This is a genomic window from Erythrobacter mangrovi (assembly GCF_013260645.1).
Classification (GTDB): Bacteria; Pseudomonadota; Alphaproteobacteria; order Sphingomonadales; family Sphingomonadaceae; genus Qipengyuania; species Qipengyuania mangrovi.
In genome coordinates this window covers 2,331,093-2,346,652 of sequence record NZ_CP053921.1, presented here as the reverse complement: position 1 = coordinate 2,346,652, position 15,560 = coordinate 2,331,093, and the positions used below count along the sequence as shown (strand labels likewise).

The 15,560-nt window shown below is 63.0% G+C and carries 17 protein-coding genes; 12 read left to right on the top strand and 5 right to left on the bottom strand.

Features of this window, described 5'->3' with window-relative positions:
• Positions 1-127: 127 nt before the first annotated feature.
• The 8 genes from HQR01_RS11900 to HQR01_RS11865 all read left to right on the top strand — a co-directional run bounded on the left by HQR01_RS11900 (position 128) and on the right by HQR01_RS11865 (position 8,096).
• Positions 128-1,339 carry a saccharopine dehydrogenase family protein gene (locus tag HQR01_RS11900; RefSeq protein ID WP_173215073.1) on the top strand — a complete coding sequence of 404 codons (1,212 nt, stop codon included), beginning with the start codon at positions 128-130 and terminating at the stop codon, positions 1,337-1,339.
• A 4-nt stretch (positions 1,340-1,343) separates the two neighbouring features.
• Positions 1,344-2,108: an alpha/beta fold hydrolase gene (locus HQR01_RS11895; RefSeq protein WP_173215072.1), complete on the top strand. Its 765-nt coding sequence runs from the start codon at positions 1,344-1,346 to the stop codon at positions 2,106-2,108.
• Positions 2,099-3,058: a peptidyl-alpha-hydroxyglycine alpha-amidating lyase family protein gene (locus HQR01_RS11890; RefSeq protein WP_234030151.1), complete on the top strand. Its 960-nt coding sequence runs from the start codon at positions 2,099-2,101 to the stop codon at positions 3,056-3,058. Before HQR01_RS11895 ends, HQR01_RS11890 begins: the two co-directional genes overlap by 10 nt.
• A 41-nt stretch (positions 3,059-3,099) precedes the next feature.
• Positions 3,100-3,732, top strand: coding sequence for a TetR/AcrR family transcriptional regulator (locus tag HQR01_RS11885; RefSeq protein WP_173215071.1), 633 nt, complete (start codon positions 3,100-3,102; stop codon positions 3,730-3,732).
• 62 nt (positions 3,733-3,794) lie between these two features.
• Positions 3,795-4,745: a cupin domain-containing protein gene (locus HQR01_RS11880; protein WP_173215070.1), complete on the top strand. Its 951-nt coding sequence runs from the start codon at positions 3,795-3,797 to the stop codon at positions 4,743-4,745.
• 63 nt (positions 4,746-4,808) lie between these two features.
• Positions 4,809-6,167: an oxygenase MpaB family protein gene (locus HQR01_RS11875; RefSeq protein ID WP_173215069.1), complete on the top strand. Its 1,359-nt coding sequence runs from the start codon at positions 4,809-4,811 to the stop codon at positions 6,165-6,167.
• Positions 6,168-6,220: 53 nt separating this feature from the next.
• Positions 6,221-6,910: a CerR family C-terminal domain-containing protein gene (locus HQR01_RS11870; RefSeq protein WP_173215068.1), complete on the top strand. Its 690-nt coding sequence runs from the start codon at positions 6,221-6,223 to the stop codon at positions 6,908-6,910.
• 7 nt (positions 6,911-6,917) lie between these two features.
• Complete coding sequence (locus tag HQR01_RS11865; RefSeq protein ID WP_173215067.1) at positions 6,918-8,096, top strand: carboxynorspermidine decarboxylase; 1,179 nt, start codon at positions 6,918-6,920, stop codon at positions 8,094-8,096.
• Here HQR01_RS11865 and HQR01_RS11860 read toward each other — a convergent pair.
• Together HQR01_RS11860 and HQR01_RS11855 are read right to left on the bottom strand one after the other, a co-directional pair.
• Complete coding sequence (locus HQR01_RS11860) at positions 8,093-8,890, bottom strand: aspartyl/asparaginyl beta-hydroxylase domain-containing protein (RefSeq protein WP_173215066.1); 798 nt, start codon at positions 8,888-8,890, stop codon at positions 8,093-8,095. The two genes, HQR01_RS11865 and HQR01_RS11860, sit on opposite strands and share 4 nt — an antisense overlap.
• A gap of 25 nt (positions 8,891-8,915) precedes the next feature.
• Positions 8,916-9,503 (bottom strand): hypothetical protein, encoded by a 588-nt coding sequence (locus HQR01_RS11855; RefSeq protein WP_173215065.1) that lies wholly within the window; start codon positions 9,501-9,503, stop codon positions 8,916-8,918.
• A 140-nt stretch (positions 9,504-9,643) separates the two neighbouring features.
• On the opposite strand from HQR01_RS11855, the gene HQR01_RS11850 reads away from it, so the two are divergent.
• Positions 9,644-10,534 (top strand): helix-turn-helix domain-containing protein, encoded by an 891-nt coding sequence (locus HQR01_RS11850; protein WP_173215064.1) that lies wholly within the window; start codon positions 9,644-9,646, stop codon positions 10,532-10,534.
• A gap of 188 nt (positions 10,535-10,722) precedes the next feature.
• Entirely contained in the window at positions 10,723-11,925 is a 1,203-nt protein-coding gene (locus HQR01_RS11845) for a type III PLP-dependent enzyme (RefSeq protein ID WP_173215063.1), read from the top strand.
• A gap of 60 nt (positions 11,926-11,985) precedes the next feature.
• On the opposite strand, the gene HQR01_RS11840 is transcribed toward HQR01_RS11845, so the two are convergent.
• Complete coding sequence (locus tag HQR01_RS11840) at positions 11,986-12,750, bottom strand: hypothetical protein (protein WP_173215062.1); 765 nt, start codon at positions 12,748-12,750, stop codon at positions 11,986-11,988.
• 75 nt (positions 12,751-12,825) lie between these two features.
• Entirely contained in the window at positions 12,826-13,275 is a 450-nt protein-coding gene (locus HQR01_RS11835) for a hypothetical protein (RefSeq protein ID WP_173215061.1), read from the bottom strand.
• 229 nt (positions 13,276-13,504) lie between these two features.
• Here HQR01_RS11835 and HQR01_RS11830 point away from each other — a divergent pair, with 229 nt between their 5' ends.
• Positions 13,505-14,203 carry a glutathione S-transferase N-terminal domain-containing protein gene (locus HQR01_RS11830; RefSeq protein ID WP_173215060.1) on the top strand — a complete coding sequence of 233 codons (699 nt, stop codon included), beginning with the start codon at positions 13,505-13,507 and terminating at the stop codon, positions 14,201-14,203.
• The gene (locus HQR01_RS11825) at positions 14,200-14,820 is read left to right on the top strand and encodes a 2-hydroxychromene-2-carboxylate isomerase (protein ID WP_173215059.1); all 621 of its coding nucleotides are present in this window, start codon (positions 14,200-14,202) and stop codon (positions 14,818-14,820) included. Before HQR01_RS11830 ends, HQR01_RS11825 begins: the two co-directional genes overlap by 4 nt.
• A 3-nt stretch (positions 14,821-14,823) precedes the next feature.
• On the opposite strand, the gene HQR01_RS11820 is transcribed toward HQR01_RS11825, so the two are convergent.
• The gene (locus HQR01_RS11820; RefSeq protein ID WP_199800332.1) at positions 14,824-15,519 is read right to left on the bottom strand and encodes a nitroreductase; all 696 of its coding nucleotides are present in this window, start codon (positions 15,517-15,519) and stop codon (positions 14,824-14,826) included.
• Positions 15,520-15,560: the final 41 nt, after the last annotated feature.

Below are 15,560 nucleotides of genomic sequence, written 5' to 3'. Positions count from 1 at the left end.
GCAATGGGCACATGCCGCGTCCTTGCCCCAAGCAGCTTGGTTAGGAAACGGCATTCTCGGATCGATTGGCGACCTTCGCGCATTTCGCTAGGGGACCTGCCAAGATTCGAATTTCGGAGAAACCCCTATGTCGACAGTCCTCGTGATCGGTGCCGGCGGCGTCAGTTCGGTATGCGTGCACAAGATGGCGATGAACGCCGATATCTTCAGCGATATCCACCTTGCCAGCCGTACCAAGTCCAAATGCGATACGATCGCCGCCAGCGTGAAGCAGCGCACCGGCGTCGACGTTGCGACCTATGAGATCGACGCCGAGGAAGTCCCGGCGATGGTCAATCTGATCAAGAAGGTCCAGCCCAGCCTGGTGGTGAACCTTGCGCTGCCATACCAGGACCTGCCAATCATGGATGCCTGCCTCGCGGCGGGCGTCGATTACCTCGACACTGCCAATTACGAACCAAAGGACGAGGCCAAGTTCGAATATAGCTGGCAGTGGGCCTATCACGACCGTTTCAAGCAAGCGGGCATCATGGCGCTGCTGGGGTCGGGCTTCGACCCGGGTGTCACCAGCGTCTTCACCATGTGGCTCAAGAAGCACAAGCTGAAGACCATCCGCACGCTCGACATCCTCGATTGCAATGGCGGCGACCACGGCCAGGCTTTCGCCACCAACTTCAACCCCGAGATCAATATTCGCGAAGTGACCGCGCCCGCGCGGCATTGGGAGAACGGCGAGTTCGTCGAGACCCCGGCGATGGCCAGGAAGGTCGAATTCGACTTCGAGGGCGTCGGTCCCAAGAACATGTACATGATGTACCACGAGGAGCTCGAGAGCCTCGCGAAGTTCAACCCCGAGATGGAGCGTGCACGCTTCTGGATGACCTTCGGTGACGAGTACATCAAGCACCTCACCGTGCTGCAGAACGTCGGCATGACCTCGATCGAGCCGATCAAGTACAAGGGCAAGGAAATCATCCCGCTGCAGTTCCTCGCCGCCGTACTACCCAAGCCCGAAACGCTGGGCGAGACGACCAAGGGTAACACCAATATCGGCTGCATTGCGACCGGCGAAGCGCTCGATGGGTCGGGCGAAAAGACCTTCTACATCAAGAATATCTGTTCGCATGAAGCGGCCTATGAAGAGACCGGCAACCAGGCGGTTTCCTATACCACCGGCGTCCCCGCGATGATCGGCAGCGCCATGGTGGTGCAGGGCCTGTGGAAGGGCGACGGCGTGTTCAACGTCGAAGAAATGGATCCCGATCCGTTCATGGACATGCTCAACAAGCACGGCCTGCCGTGGACGGTCGAGGAACTGGACGGGCCGGTAAACTTCTGAACCAGTGCGGGAGGTTTTGCTCCTTCATGGTGCCCCGGGGCACGCTGGCCAGTGGGCGCCGGTTCTCGACCGGCTGCCCTGTGCTGAGCGTGTCCACGCAATCACGCTGTCCTTCTTCGGGACGCAAGAGGTGCCTGAGGGTGGCGAGGCTTTCGGAACCGAACGTCATGCGGACGACATTGTCGCGTATGTTGATAATGCAATGACGCCGCCGGTGGATGCCGTTGCATGGTCCTATTCCAGCCATCCGCTCTTGCTAGCGGCGCTGCGGCGGCCTGACCTGTTCGCACGCCTCTATCTCTACGAGCCCGGATTGCCGACCTACGTCACCGATCAGGGTGAATTGCGGGCATTCGAGGAGGATGCAGGTGCGGCATTTGGACCGATTGCGGCCGCATTACAGGCGGACGGCAATGAAGCCGCCGTGGCTGCGCTGTTCGACAGCTCGGGCGGCGAAGGTTGCTGGGTCAGTCTGGCTTCGGACCGCCAGGAGATCTATCTTGCCAGCTGTGGCATGATGCCATTGTTGATGGGGGGAGGTCAGCCGCCAACGCCTATCAGTGCTGAAGATGTGGCAAGTCTGGTGCTGCCGCTGACCGTGGCGATGGGATCGGAGACGCGCCCGGTGTTTGCCGTGCCTTCACGCGGTTTGGCGAAGGCCGTTCCAACTGCGCGCTTGCAGATTGTGGACCAATCGGATCACATGTTGCCCGAAGTCGATCCGTCGCGTTTCGCGGAATTGTTGGAGGAGTGGCTGGAATGCGCTTGATGGTCCGTTTGCGCCTGGCCCCTGCCTTGTTGTTGGGTCTCGCTGCCTGCCAAGCTGTGCCTCCGCGGGAAGAGGTTCCCAAGGGCACGGTCGATGCCGGCTGGCCGACGATCCCCGCGGATGCGAAATTCGGCGAAGTCAGCGCGGTCGATGTCGACAGTGCTGGCAACATCTTCGTGCTCCACCGCGCCGGGCGTGTGTGGGAAGAGCCGTTCCCGACCGATCCCATCGCGGACCCCACCGTTTTCGTGTTTTCGCCCGAAGGCGAACTGATTGACCGCTGGGGTGCGGGTCAATTCATCATGCCGCATGGCATTTCGATCGATGCCGAGGACAAGGTCTGGATCACCGATGTCGCGCATGAGCAGGTGTTCCGCTTCAGCCATGATGGCCAGCAGGAACTCGCCATTGGCGAGCGCGGGGTGACCAGGCAGGACGCGAGTCATTTCGGTCGACCTGCAGACGTTGCCTTCCTTGGCGATAGGGTGTTGGTGGCCGATGGCTATGTGAACACGCGCGTTGCCGAGTTCGATCGCGAAGGGCACTTCATCAGGGATTGGGGCGACTTCAACGTCGCCCACGCCATTGCGGTGGATGAGAACCGCATCTACGTCGCCGACCGAGAGAATGGGCGGATCCAAATCTATTCGCTCGACCGCGAGCTGGTCGAGAGCCGCGTCTCGCCAGCGGGCAATCACACCTATAGTCTCAAGCCGCTTGGCAACGGGCGCCTGCTGGCGGTCGAAGGCCGCGATGGGGCTGACCTCAACGGCGCGATCGTGCGCATCTATGCTGTCGACGGGAGCATCGAGCGATCCTTCGACGTCGGGCTTCCGGGCAATGGTGTCAGCCTCGGCCATGACCTCGCGATCGGCCCCGACGGCAAGGTCTACCTCACCGATGTGCCGGGCAGGCGTGTCGTGCGTTTCAGCATTCCCCCAACACGCTAGCGGGCTGTTGCGTCCTGCGCGGCGCTGCTACGCTCGCGCGCATGGCTACGCGCAGGACCCAGTCCAAGAAAACCCAGCAACGCACACTCGACACGCGTGCTGCGATCATGGGGGCGGGCGCGCAGCTGTTCGCCACGCGCGGCTATGCCCAGACCGGGGTTCGCGACATCGCGGAGGCCGCCGATTGCAACCAGGCGTTGGTGGCCTACCACTTCGGCAGCAAGGGCGGGCTCTACGATGCCTTGCTCGAAGATGCGGTGGAGCGCGCGAGGGTGATTGCAGCGCAGGGAATCGACGATGATCGGCCTATCCGTGCGCTGGTCCGCACCTTCGCCCGCGCGATCGGTTCAACCCCGCATTTCGTACCGATGCTGTTGCGCGAGTACATGGATCCCGAGCGGATGCTCAACCCGCAAACCTCGCGGACCCTGCTGGGAATGATGGCTTTGACCCGTGGGGTGCTGGCGGCGCTGCCCGAAGGCTCGCCTGCGCGCGATTGGGACCCGCAGGTCGTGCATCTCGCCATTGTCGGTCCGCTGATCCTGTTCCTCGTCGCTACCCCGGTGCGCGAGCGCGTGATGCACGAGGTCGATGTGGGCGTTAGTACCCCGACCCTCGACGAATTCGCCGACGGCCTCTCTACGATTATGGAGCACGCCCTGCAAAAAAATTAAGCGCTTGCTTAAAATATGTCGATGTGTATTACATACCTATCACACCGATAGGAGTTACTGACATGCGTCCCAGAATGCCGCTCCTCGCAGGCCTCGCCGCCCTTGCCTTTTCCAGCACTGCCTTCGCGCAAAACAACCAGAGGGATGCTGTGACCACGATCTCTGCCTCCGAAGAGGCCAGGGTCGATGAAATCCTTCAGGCTTTTGCGGCCGACTATCGCAACGATCCGATGGCGATCGACGCCAATTTCGGGATCAAGCTGGGCGATGCATGGTGGACCGTTGCGGTCGAGCGCAAGGAAACCGCGACGCCGCGAGGCCGCCTGGTCGACCATGCTTTCGGTCCGCATTCGGTGGCCCTGACCCGTGGGATGCCGATCACGCCAACCTGGTATTTCGAGATCGCCGATCTCGACGTGCTCGAGCTCATCGCCGCAGGCAAGGTCAATGCGGGCACGGCCGCCATGCAGAGCTTCGGCAGCGACAAGGTTGGGGTCGAGACCCGCGACATGCCTGGCTTTACTTCCAACTCGGGTGATGAGGCGGACCTCTATCTCGCGCTCTCGCACTTCTTCACCAAGGGCAAGCCCGAGGTGACTCGCTTCGGGCGCGACACCTCGCTCGAAACGCATGGTGCGCAGGCGACCGCGCTGCATATGATGAAGGGCTTTCGCATCCTCTATTTCAGCATCGGCCCGGAGGAAGTGGTCAACGACGACCCGCGGCTCGAGTTCGGGCAGATGCCGAACCTCTTCGTGGTGACTTCCGGTCAGGGAACGCTCTATTCGGATGACGGGCCGGTGCAGTTGGAGCAGGGCACGAGCGTCTTCGTTGCCCAGTTCGTGAAGCACAAGATCGTCAATACCGGGACCGAGCCTCTCGAAGGCGTGCTGGTACTCTACGGCGACAATTCCGATTTTGCCTTCGGAACGTCATATCCCAGCTACCTGCAAGACCTGAACGCGTTCCACCGGACCTACCCTTTCGCCAAGCCAAAACCCAAGGCGGAGTAGGTGCTCGGCTGAGCTTGACAAATATATCACTCGATATAATTTCGAGCGCGAAAGGAGCCTGTGATGGCAACCCACGCGCTCGAAACGGACGATGATAGGCTTGTTGATCCCCGGGAAACCGCGCTTCCTGGTTCGGTGCTTGCACAGCGCGAGGCGATCCCGGCGATCTACGGCTCGATCGATTTCTCGCGCATGCCCGAGAGATTTTCGACCGACCTTGGCGACAAGGTCGAGATGCCTGCGCGCTTCGCGTCGCGGCGGGCCGAACTGCTTGCCGATGCCGAATGCCTGGAGCTTATCCGCGCCTATACGATGACCGGTGACCGCACCGCCGATGCCTATGCCGCGCTGATGCCCGAGTATGGCTTTCGCCGCCTCGTCGACATGCTCGACCTGGCCTGCGAGCAGGGGATCGAAGCGGTCGCGGATGCACCCGCCGAACTGCGCGCCTTCATCGCCGCGATGGAAGCCAAGCCCGATTGGCTCGACATGGAATTGGTGGAGCAGGGTGCACGGCAGGAGCGCAATGCCCACGTCCACCTGACGCCCTTCGTGCTGCGCGGGGCCTTCATCGCGACCTTCATGAACAAGTACAGCGCGCTGCCGATGGCGCTGACCGGCACGCTCTCGAACAACACCGCCGCGCGCCGCGCCTACGAGACGGGCAGCTTCTTCACCTCCTCCCTGATGCCCGGCGCTCTGCGGCGCGACGGTGCGGGCTTCAAGGCGGCTGCCAAGGTGCGGCTGATGCACTCGATGGTGCGCGCCAACATCATGCGCAGCGGTAAATGGGACGTCGGCACCTATGGCGTTCCGATCCCGCAGGTCGACCAGATGCCCGCGGGGCTGATCGGCACCTACCTGATGGCGCGCGAGGTGCTCGACAGCGGACGCGAGACCTTTACGCCCGAAGAGCGCGCCAAGGTCGAGCTCGCCCGCTATCGCTGTTTCCTCCTCGGCCTGCCCGAGGATCTGCTGAGCGACACTCCGCGCGGGATCGAGAAGCTATGGCTGACGCGCCAGGCCACCCTGCGTGCCGAGTTCGATCCCGAGACCTGCGGTTCCCTGCTGCGCGCGACGATGGCGGCCGAAATGACGCAAGGCGGCGGAGCGCTGGCGGGCGTCAAGCGGTGGATGGAAGGCGGCTTTTCCAAGCTCTTCTTCATCGAGCATTTCATGGGCGGCGACCGCAAGCTGGCCGCCAGCGTGGGCGTGACCATGAGCGCGGTGGACAAGATCGCCGCGCTTGCCGCGCTCGCTTTCGTCCACGGGCGCATTCGCTGGTTCAAGTTGCTCGCCGCGCTGCCGCCCACCCGCGAATGGGCCGATCATCGGCTGGTTCGCAAGCTTGCCGAGTTGCTCGAGACCTACGGCCATGCCGACTTCATCACCGACGCGAGCAAGTACAAACCGTCGGTCTGACCGGCGCGGGGGAGCCTATGGAGCTTGGTCGCGGCTTGTCCTATGGGCCGCGCATGGCCCAGACCGAACCCGCCAGCCGCGGCGCCTATGCCAAGAGCGCCGAGACGCGCCGCACGATCCTCGATGCGGCGATCGTGGCCTTTGGCGAGCATGGGCTTGAGGGGGCCAGCACCCGGGCGATCGCTGCCGCGGCAGGCGTCAACCAACCGGCGCTGAACTATCATTTCGGGTCGAAAGACGGGCTCTATGTCGAATGCGCCCGCGCCATCGTCGAGCGGTTCGCTGCCGGGACTGCCCCGGCATCGGCAGCAGCGATCGCCTTGCTGGCCGACGGTGCGCCGATCGAACCGGTCGAGGCTCTTGCCCGGCTGCACCAGCTCATGGACGCGCTCGTCGAGACGCTCGTCCTCAACGAAGAGGCTGCGATCTGGGCCGGATTTGTCGCGCGGGAGATGAACGCGCCGGGTGCGGCCTTCGCGATCCTATACGAGAACCTGTGGCAACCGGGGACTGAGCTTGCAGCGCGGCTGATCAGTGCCGCACGCGGCGAGCACCGGCCCGGAGAGGACTCGCGCCTTGAAGCCTTGATGCTGATCTCCAATCTAATCGCCTTCACCAACGGCCGGCGCGTGTCGAAGGCGATCATGGGCTGGTCCGATATCGGTTCCGAACAGGTGGCCGCTGTGCGCCGTTCGATAGCCCGCCAGATCGATGCGCTCGTCGCCGCCAAGACCGGAGAATAGAACAGAGATGGAAACCAGAGCCGGCGATCCGGGTGCCTTCGCCCAATTCGACCTTTCGCGCGTCACCTCACCCGCTTTCGTGGTGGATGCGGCCAAGCTGCGCGCCAATTGCCAGGTGCTGGCGGACATCCGCGATGCGGCAGGGATCAAGGTACTCGCCGCGCTCAAGGCTTTCTCCATGTGGTCGACCGCGCCGATCATCGGCGAATATCTCGATGGCGTGTGCACTTCCGGCCTGTGGGAAGCGCGGCTGGCGAGCGAGTTCTACGATGGCGAGATCGCGACCTATTCGGCCGCCTACAAGCCCGAGGAGCTGGAAGAGGTCTGCCGCCTGTCGGATCATGTGATCTTCAATTCGCCGGGCCAGCTTGAGCGTGCATCGCTGATCCTCGAGGCGGCGCGCGCCGCAGGGCAGAATTTCGACGTGGGCCTGCGCATCAACCCGCTGAGCCCGCAAGGAGAAGTGCCGCGCTATGACCCGTCGAGCCCCGGCAGCCGTCTAGGCTTCCCGATCGACCAGTTGACGCCCGAGATCATGGAGCAGGTCGACGGCATCCACTTCCACAACCTGTGCGAGCAGGATTTCGATCCGCTCCATGCGACCTGGGATGTCGTGTTCGATGCGCTCGAACCCTATTTCGGCCAGCTCAAGTGGATCAACATGGGCGGCGGTCACCACATTACCCGTGCCGATTACCAGCGTGAGGAACTGATCGAGTTCCTCAAGGATGCCAAGGAAGACACGGGCGCCGAGATCTATCTCGAGCCCGGCGAAGCGGTGGCGCTCGATGCGGGTATCCTCGTCGGCACCGTGCTCGACACCGGGTGGAACGGCATGCCGCTGGCGGTGTCGGATATCTCGGCCACCTGCCACATGCCCGACGTGATCGAGGCACCCTATCGTCCCGCCATGCTCGGCGAGGCGCAGGACGAGAGCATCGAGCCAGTACGGATCGGTGGGCCTTCGTGCCTCGCGGGCGATGTGATCGGCGACTATCGCTTCCCCGGTGATGTCGAGGTCGGCACGCGCTTCGCCTTCCTCGACCAGGCGCACTACTCTATGGTCAAGACCAACACTTTCAATGGGGTCCAGCTACCCTCGATCTACCTGTGGGACAGCGACACGGACCAGCTCGAGCTGGTCCGTGAGTTCGGTTACGAAACCTTCCGCGACCGGCTGAGCTAGGCTCGCTCCGCTGCAGCAAATGCCTCCTCCCAATAGTCGAGGTTCTTGCGAGCACGCTGCACAAAGGAAGAGTGCCGCACGAACCACACGACCAGTGACGCAATCGCCATTCCGGGTTGCCGCATCGGCCTGCGGAACTGGACCAGCAGGTTGACGCGCGTTTCGTCGGAATCATTCCACACTTCGTGCGGAAATGTGTCGTCGAGCACGAAGGCACGACCCTCGCGGAACACCTCTACGAGGCCATCCGCGTCCATTCGGCACTTCTCCGCTTCGGTCGGGGCCCTGAGGCACAGGTGGAGCGTCATGATCGCCTTGGTCACGCCCCTGTGGCGCCGGATATGCGCACCCGGCGAGACCACGGAGTAGAGCGCGCTGACCAGACCGGGTATCTTGGCGACCGCTGCGGCTGTATCAGGACAGCGCGCAATGTTGCCCTCAATCGGGTAGCCATAGCCCCAGAAGAAGAACGACCGCCAGTCGTCCTCATTGGGAGCGATCTTCTCATGGCCCGGTGCAAAATCGCGGAAAGGCGGAATCGTCTTGCGAAGGAGCAGAATCCGGTCGGCTTCGGCCTGGATTGCGGGGAATGCCTCTTCGAGTACCTTGAACCATGGAAAGGCATTGGGGTCGGTGATCGGCTGGTTCCCGACCAGCGAATGGGGCTCCATCAGCCGGTTGAAGAAGGGACGGGCCTTCTTGGCAATCTGGATGAAGGCCGATTTCCCTCGTTTCACGCCGCCGGGTCCTGTGGATCCCAGATCGGCAGAGGGCAGGGTCGCTTGCTTGCTCATGGGGAATTCCTTCCTGTCGAGAGTCTCAGAAGGCTGCCGGATCGATGACAGCGACCTGCGTCGCCGCCTCGTCGGTGGAGGCTGTGAGCTCTTCGGCCGCCGATGCTGACGCGGGTTGCGGGACAACGTTGGCATTGGCGCTGGCGAATGCTGCAGCATCGTCACGCTTCTTGAGCTTGGTCCAGGTTCCGACCGGATAGCCGTATTCGGCCAAGCAGTTGCCCATTGCGCGCTTGTACTTGCGTTCCTTGCCGCCGCGGATGGCGCGGGATACCCCGAAGCCGGCTAGGATGCCGATCACCGGTACGGCGGCGAGGCTGGTCGATGCCGCGCCGGTGGCGATATTCACACCACCAAGCCCGGTCGACATCATGGCCGCACCCGCCCCGACGGTCGCGACGCCGGTGGTCGCAAGAGTGGCCGCAGCGCCCTTGAAGTTTGACGAATGGCCTGCGCGGACGAGTTTCTCGCAGGTTCGATAGTCGTTCTCGAATGCCATCCGGTCGGCGACCGGCGCGCTGATATTGGCCGAGAAATTGCGCGGGCGGGTGGAACAGCCTGCAGCCATGACCGAGAGGGCCACAAGGCAGGCGATATATGGGCGATTTTGCATCGAACTTCTCCCTGTTGAAGCCGCCATGGTTGGCGGGTGAGGGTGATGTCCGCGATCGCCGCACATTCGGTGAGATGCATCGGGCTGCGCAGCGCGATGCACCGAGTTGCAAATCCGGTGCACAGGAGTAATCCACGGCAATGGACACGGCACGCGACCTGCCGATCAAGCTCGACATGGTGCTCAAGGCAGCATCGCTGAGCCGCGTCGCGCTGGCGCAGGCGCTGGGGGTGGACAAGTCGCTGGTCGGCCGCTGGCTGGCAGGCACGGTTCACCCGAGCGAGCACAACCTGTCGCGTCTCAGTCACTTAATGGAAGAACGGCTACCAGGCTTTCGTCTGGCCGACTGGTATGTCCCCGCGGAAGAGCTGGCGCGCAAGTTCGCGCTGGAGGCGCCGACCCAGCCGGACGTTTCGCCGGCAGAGCCGATTCTCGGCGAATTCCGCGAGGCCGCTGCGCAGGAAATCGATTCGCGCGGTGCCGCCTATGAAGGCTTCTGGCGCACCGCGCGGCCATCGCTGCTGATGCCGGGCGAACTGTTTCACGATTACGGGATGATCCGGCGTATCCCCTCGGGCCTGATCGAGGTGCGCATGTCGGGCTCTGGCCTCGACTTCGCCGGGCACCTGTTTCCCTTCGCGGGCAATATCGTGGTCTACCTGTTCGACCGCATCGGCCGCTCGCCAGTGACCGTGCTGTGCAAGGGCGTAACGTTGCCACGGGCGATGGTGCTCGATGGTATTATCATGCTCGCCGCGCTCGATCCGGCACGGACGCCGGCTGCATTTCCCTTGCTGGTTGAACGAGTTGGCGATCTCAGCGGCGATGCCGCGCGGGACGATGCCACCTATGCCGAGCTGCCCGACCTGCAGCCGCAACCGCTCGATCCCATCGGTGACGATGCGATCAAGGCGCGCATCTATCGCGACTCTGGCCCGACCAGCGCGGCGCGGGGTGGCGATCCCTTCCTCAATGTCGGTGCGCAGGCGTCGCTCTCGCGCGGTACCACCGGCCGGGGACTGCGCGGCTAGGGCGCAATCCACCGCAGCCAGGACCCGCCGCACCCCGTGCCGACCTTGCGCATTTGTCGCGCATATTCACTTGCGTTTCATGATGCAGGTTTTATACGCCGCGCTCCCGCTGCCCCAAGGGGACTTCCTAACCGCAAGGCAGCTTGTCGTTTCATGGTCCGCAAGGACTGTTTAGGGGGTCCCTTGAGTTGCAGCATTTTCCTGACGCACGGTCTGTAGTTCGCGCCCTCCGGCCGGACGAACCGATCATTCTCAATCGCCCGCACGCCGCCGCGCGCGCCGCTCGATTCTTCGTTGAGAAGTTTCCGGGCAAGTCGCTCTATGCGGTGAAGGCGAATCCGTCGCCGGATCTGGTGCAGATCCTGTGGGACAACGGGATCACCCACTACGATGTCGCCTCGATCGCCGAAGTGCGCATGGTGCGATCGGTGCTGCCCGGCGCGGTGCTGTGCTTCATGCACCCGGTAAAGGCGCCCAGCGCGATTCGTGAAGCCTACCACCAGCATGGCGTGCGTACCTTCAGCCTCGATTCGGTCGAAGAGCTGGAGAAGATCGTCGAGGCGACCCGTGGTGAAGATGGCGAAGCCGCGCAGGACCTGCGGCTGTGCGTGCGCCTGCGCGTCAGCAGCGAATATTCCGAGCTCTCGCTCGCCAGCAAGTTCGGTTGCGACCTGACCGAGGCGCCGCAGCTGCTGCAGCAGACCCGCCAGCATGCCGACTGGCTGGGAGTGTGCTTCCACGTGGGTAGCCAGGCGATGACCCCCTTCGCCTATGTCCAGGCGCTGGAGCGCGTGCGCGCGGCGATCGCTGAAGCATCGGTGGTGATCGACATGATCGACGTCGGCGGCGGCTTCCCCAGCGTCTATCCGGGGATGGAGCCTCCGCCGCTGGAGGATTTCTTCACCATCATCCACCGCCAGTTCGAAGCCCTGCCGATCGCCTACAACGCCGAGTTGTGGTGCGAACCGGGCCGTGCACTGTGCGCCGAATACTCGTCGCTGATCGTCAAGGTCGAGAAGCGCCGGGGCGAGGAACTCTATATCAACGATGGCGCCTATGGCGCGCTGTTCGATGCCGCACACGTGGACTGGAAGTTCCCGGTCCGCGCGCTTGAGGACGACCTGATCAAGCCGGAGATGGATTTCTCCTTCTACGGCCCGACCTGTGACGATGCGGACTATATGCAGGGCCCGTTCCCGCTGCCCGAGGATATCCAGGCCGGCGACTATTTCGAGATCGGCATGCTTGGCGCCTATGGCGCGGCGATGAAGACCGACTTCAACGGCTTCGGCGCCGCGGAACGCATCATCGTGACCGACGAGCCGATGGCGAGCCTATACGACGGCAGCCGCACGCGTCCGGAAGCGGACAATGTGGTGAGCCTGCGTTAAACGCGCTCCTCTATTGACAGATTGAAAGGCCCGGATCGTGTGATCCGGGCCTTTTCTTTGTTACATGCCGAAGCGGTAGAGGATCTGAGCCCCACCGCCGATATCGGGGCTGCCATCCGCCAGCCCGGAATAAGCATACCCCTGTAGCCGCAGCCGATCGTTCAGCTTGTGCGTCACCGAGCCGGTGATCTCGCTGCGATTGGGCGAAGTTGGCAGAGAGCCATCTCGCCAATCGTAGTCGAGCCCCAGAGTCGTGTCTCCCAGTGCCAGGTACAGGCCACCACCGGCCAGCCACACATCCTGGAGCGGATAGGTGTCGCTGCTACCATTGAAGCGGCGACCGCCGCGAACGGCCGCACTCAAGGCGCCGAATGAATGCAGCAGCTCGCCTTCGACGGTGAAATCGGTCGTGCCGGTTCCCAGCGCCTTGCTGGTCGAAGCGGTCGGGAACTTGACCTTTCCCGTGGTGTCGAACCATGTCGCGTCGCCGATTGCGAGCGAATAGGTCGCGGCAAGAACGACATCGCCAATGCCGGAACGTGAGGCGATCTCTCCGCCGTTTCCGCCGGGCACGCCACCATCGCCGGGGATGACATTCGCCGGTCCGGTGACATCCAGGTACGGCAGGGTGACGCGAATGTCGAAGTCGCCTCGCTTCACCTTGAGCGTCAGTGGGAGAGCGAGGAAATCGGTATCCTCGGTCTCGCCATAGTCGCCCGAAGAATAGTCAACGCCTGCGGCCACCTGGACATAGTCCTGGGCAGCAGCAATTCCCGGCGTCCCGAGCAGGAAAAGCGGCAAGGCGATAATCGCAAGCCTGGTCATCGAAGAACTCCCTTGAAAACGACAGGCCCCGCCACTCCGCGATGGAGCAGGGCGGGGCCCCAATTGCGTTCTATCCTAGTTGCCGCGTTCGGGCTTCTCAGGACGTTCCGGCTTTTCTGGCTTTTCCGGCCGCTCGGGCTTCTCGGGTTTCTCGGGTCGTTCCGGCCGTTCCGCTTTCTCTGCCTTTTCCGGGCGTTCAGCGCGCTCATGGGTCACTACGGCTCGCTGGCCGTCCAGCTTGGTCAGCGTATGAACGTTGCCCGATGGTGTCTCGACGGTCTGAGTGAAGCCAGTGGTCACCGTCTCGACAACGGGACTGCCATTCTCATCCAGAACGGGTTCACCATTCTCGTCGAGCACTTCGCGGTCTTCGGTGATCGCACTACGCGTCACGATCGCGCCGTTGCCTGCCTCTTCCGTTGGTTCGACGGCTGGATCCGGTGTCGTGTCGGCGTCCTGTGCGCTGACCGTATGACCGATCAGTGCCAGACTTGCTGCCAATGCAGCCATAGTTGTCTTGTTCATTGCGACCTTCCTTCCCAAAAAGATGACCCCAAACCGCACATGCGGCTTGATGAGGTCATCTGCGGCATTGGCCTTAATTCCGGTTCAACAAGCAACCCTAATGGGGTGAGGCGACTATTGGACGCGATGAGCCTCAAGTGCTGCCGTGCGCTCGCAGGGGAGAGTTAACGCTTGCATCGCACAGTGCGGCTGCCGATGCTCGCAGCAGGAATAGGGAGACGCCGCAAACATGATCCACTTCTACACCGCCCCCGCACCCAATGGGTGGAAGGTCGCGATCATGCTCGAGGAGTGCGGGCTGCCTTACGAGCCGCATTGGGTGAACCTTGCGGCGGGCGATCAGCACAGCGAGGAATATCTCGCGATCAACCCCAATGGGCGCATTCCGGCGATCATCGATCATGCGCCTGCTGATGGCGGCGAGCCGGTGACAGTGTTCGAATCGGGTGCCGTCTTGCTCTACCTGGCGGAGAAGTCGGGCCAGTTCCTGCCGACCGACCTGCGCGGCATTTCACGCGTGCGGGAGTGGTTGTTCTGGCAGGTGGGCCACCTCGGCCCGACGCTGGGCCAGCATGGCCATTTCCACCTCTATGCCGAGGAGAAACTGCCTTACGCGATCGAGCGTTTCCACCGCGAGGCGCTGCGTGTCTATGGCGTGATGGACCGGCAATTGGCGCAACAGGAATATATCGCCGGGCCCGACTACACCGTGGCCGACATGGCCTGTTTCCCCTGGGTGCGCACGTGGAAGGCGCAGGGCATCCCCTTGGAGGAATTCCCGCATGTGCGCCGCTGGTACGATGTGCTGAAACTGCGCGAGGGGTTGCGGCGCGGGGTGGCGCTGGGCAGCGACATGCGCCGGCAGGGTGAAATGTCCGAGGAAGAGCGCAAGAACCTGTTCGGAACGGGGAAGGCAAAACTGTTATGACGGTTCCCATCGAGTTCTTCTTCGACCTGTCGAGCCCATGGACGCGGCTAGCCTTCGCCAATATCCGCTCGACGCTCGCTGGCCTCGACCATGCGATCACCTGGCGGCCGTTCCTGGTCGGCGGGGTATTCAACGCCGTGAACCCGGCAGTTTACGAAAGCCGCAAGCCTGAGAATGCGGCGCGGCTTGCGCGCAGCTTCGGCTGGCTCAAGCAATGGGCGCAGCTGGCGGGGGTAGGGATGAACTTCCCTTCCGAATATCATCCGCTGAAATCGGTCCACGCCATGCGCTTCTGCTGCGCGCTGGAAGACGACCAGGAAGCCCTGGAACGCTTCGCCCATGCGGCGTTCGACGCCTATTTCACCGACGCCCGCAATCTCGACGATCCCGCCGTGCTGGTGGCAGTGGCGGATGAGGCGGGCTTTGACGGCACCACTCTTGGTGATCGCGCATCGAGCCAGCCGATCAAGGACCGGCTGCGCGCCAATACCGAGGAAGCGATCGCGCGCGGTGCGTTCGGTTCGCCGACGATCTTCGTCGGCGGCGAACACATGTATTTCGGCAATGACCAGCTGCCGCTGGTGCGTCAGCAAGTCGCCATGCTGGCCGGGGGATAAGGGTCAGTCGGAGAAACCGACGAAGCGCGCCGCTTCCTCCACGCTCTTGCGCGTGCTGACCACGGCGTTGGCGGGGAATGTCTCGTCGGGCCAACCCAGGGCGACCGCCTTCATGATCACCTGGTCGTCCGGGATTCCGGCATGTTCGCGCACCACAGGACTTTGCATGATGCCCTGTGAATTGATAACGCAGCCGAGCCCGCGGCTCCATGCCGCGTTGACCAGCGCGGTCGTCACCGCCCCGCAGTCGAACTTGCTGTCGTCCCCGTCGTCGAGGACGCGGTCGTAGGTGATGATCACGCAGACCGGAGCGTCGAACTGGCGGAAGCCGCGCAGCACCCAATCCTGCCGCCGCTCCTTGTCGTCGCGTTCGATGCCCATCGCACCGAACAGCTGTTTGGCGACATGGATCTGCCGCTCGCGATGGACGCCTTCGAAGGCGCTGCCACGGCGGAATTCGCGGCTGTCGGGGACGCCCGCGAGGATGTTCTCGGTATTGCCCTTGCGGATCCGGTCGAGCGGTTCGCCGGTGATGACGTGGAAGTTCCACGGCTGGGTGTTCATCGAGGAGGGCGCGCGCATTGCGATCTCCAGGATTTCCTCGATCAACGCGCGCGGCACCGGTTTGTCGAGATAGCCGCGGATCGAACGACGCCCGCGCACCACATCTGCAAAGCTCATTTCCGGATTACCGCTCATTCATTCTCTCCACGCGTTTGCGAAGAGGATTAGCGCGCCGC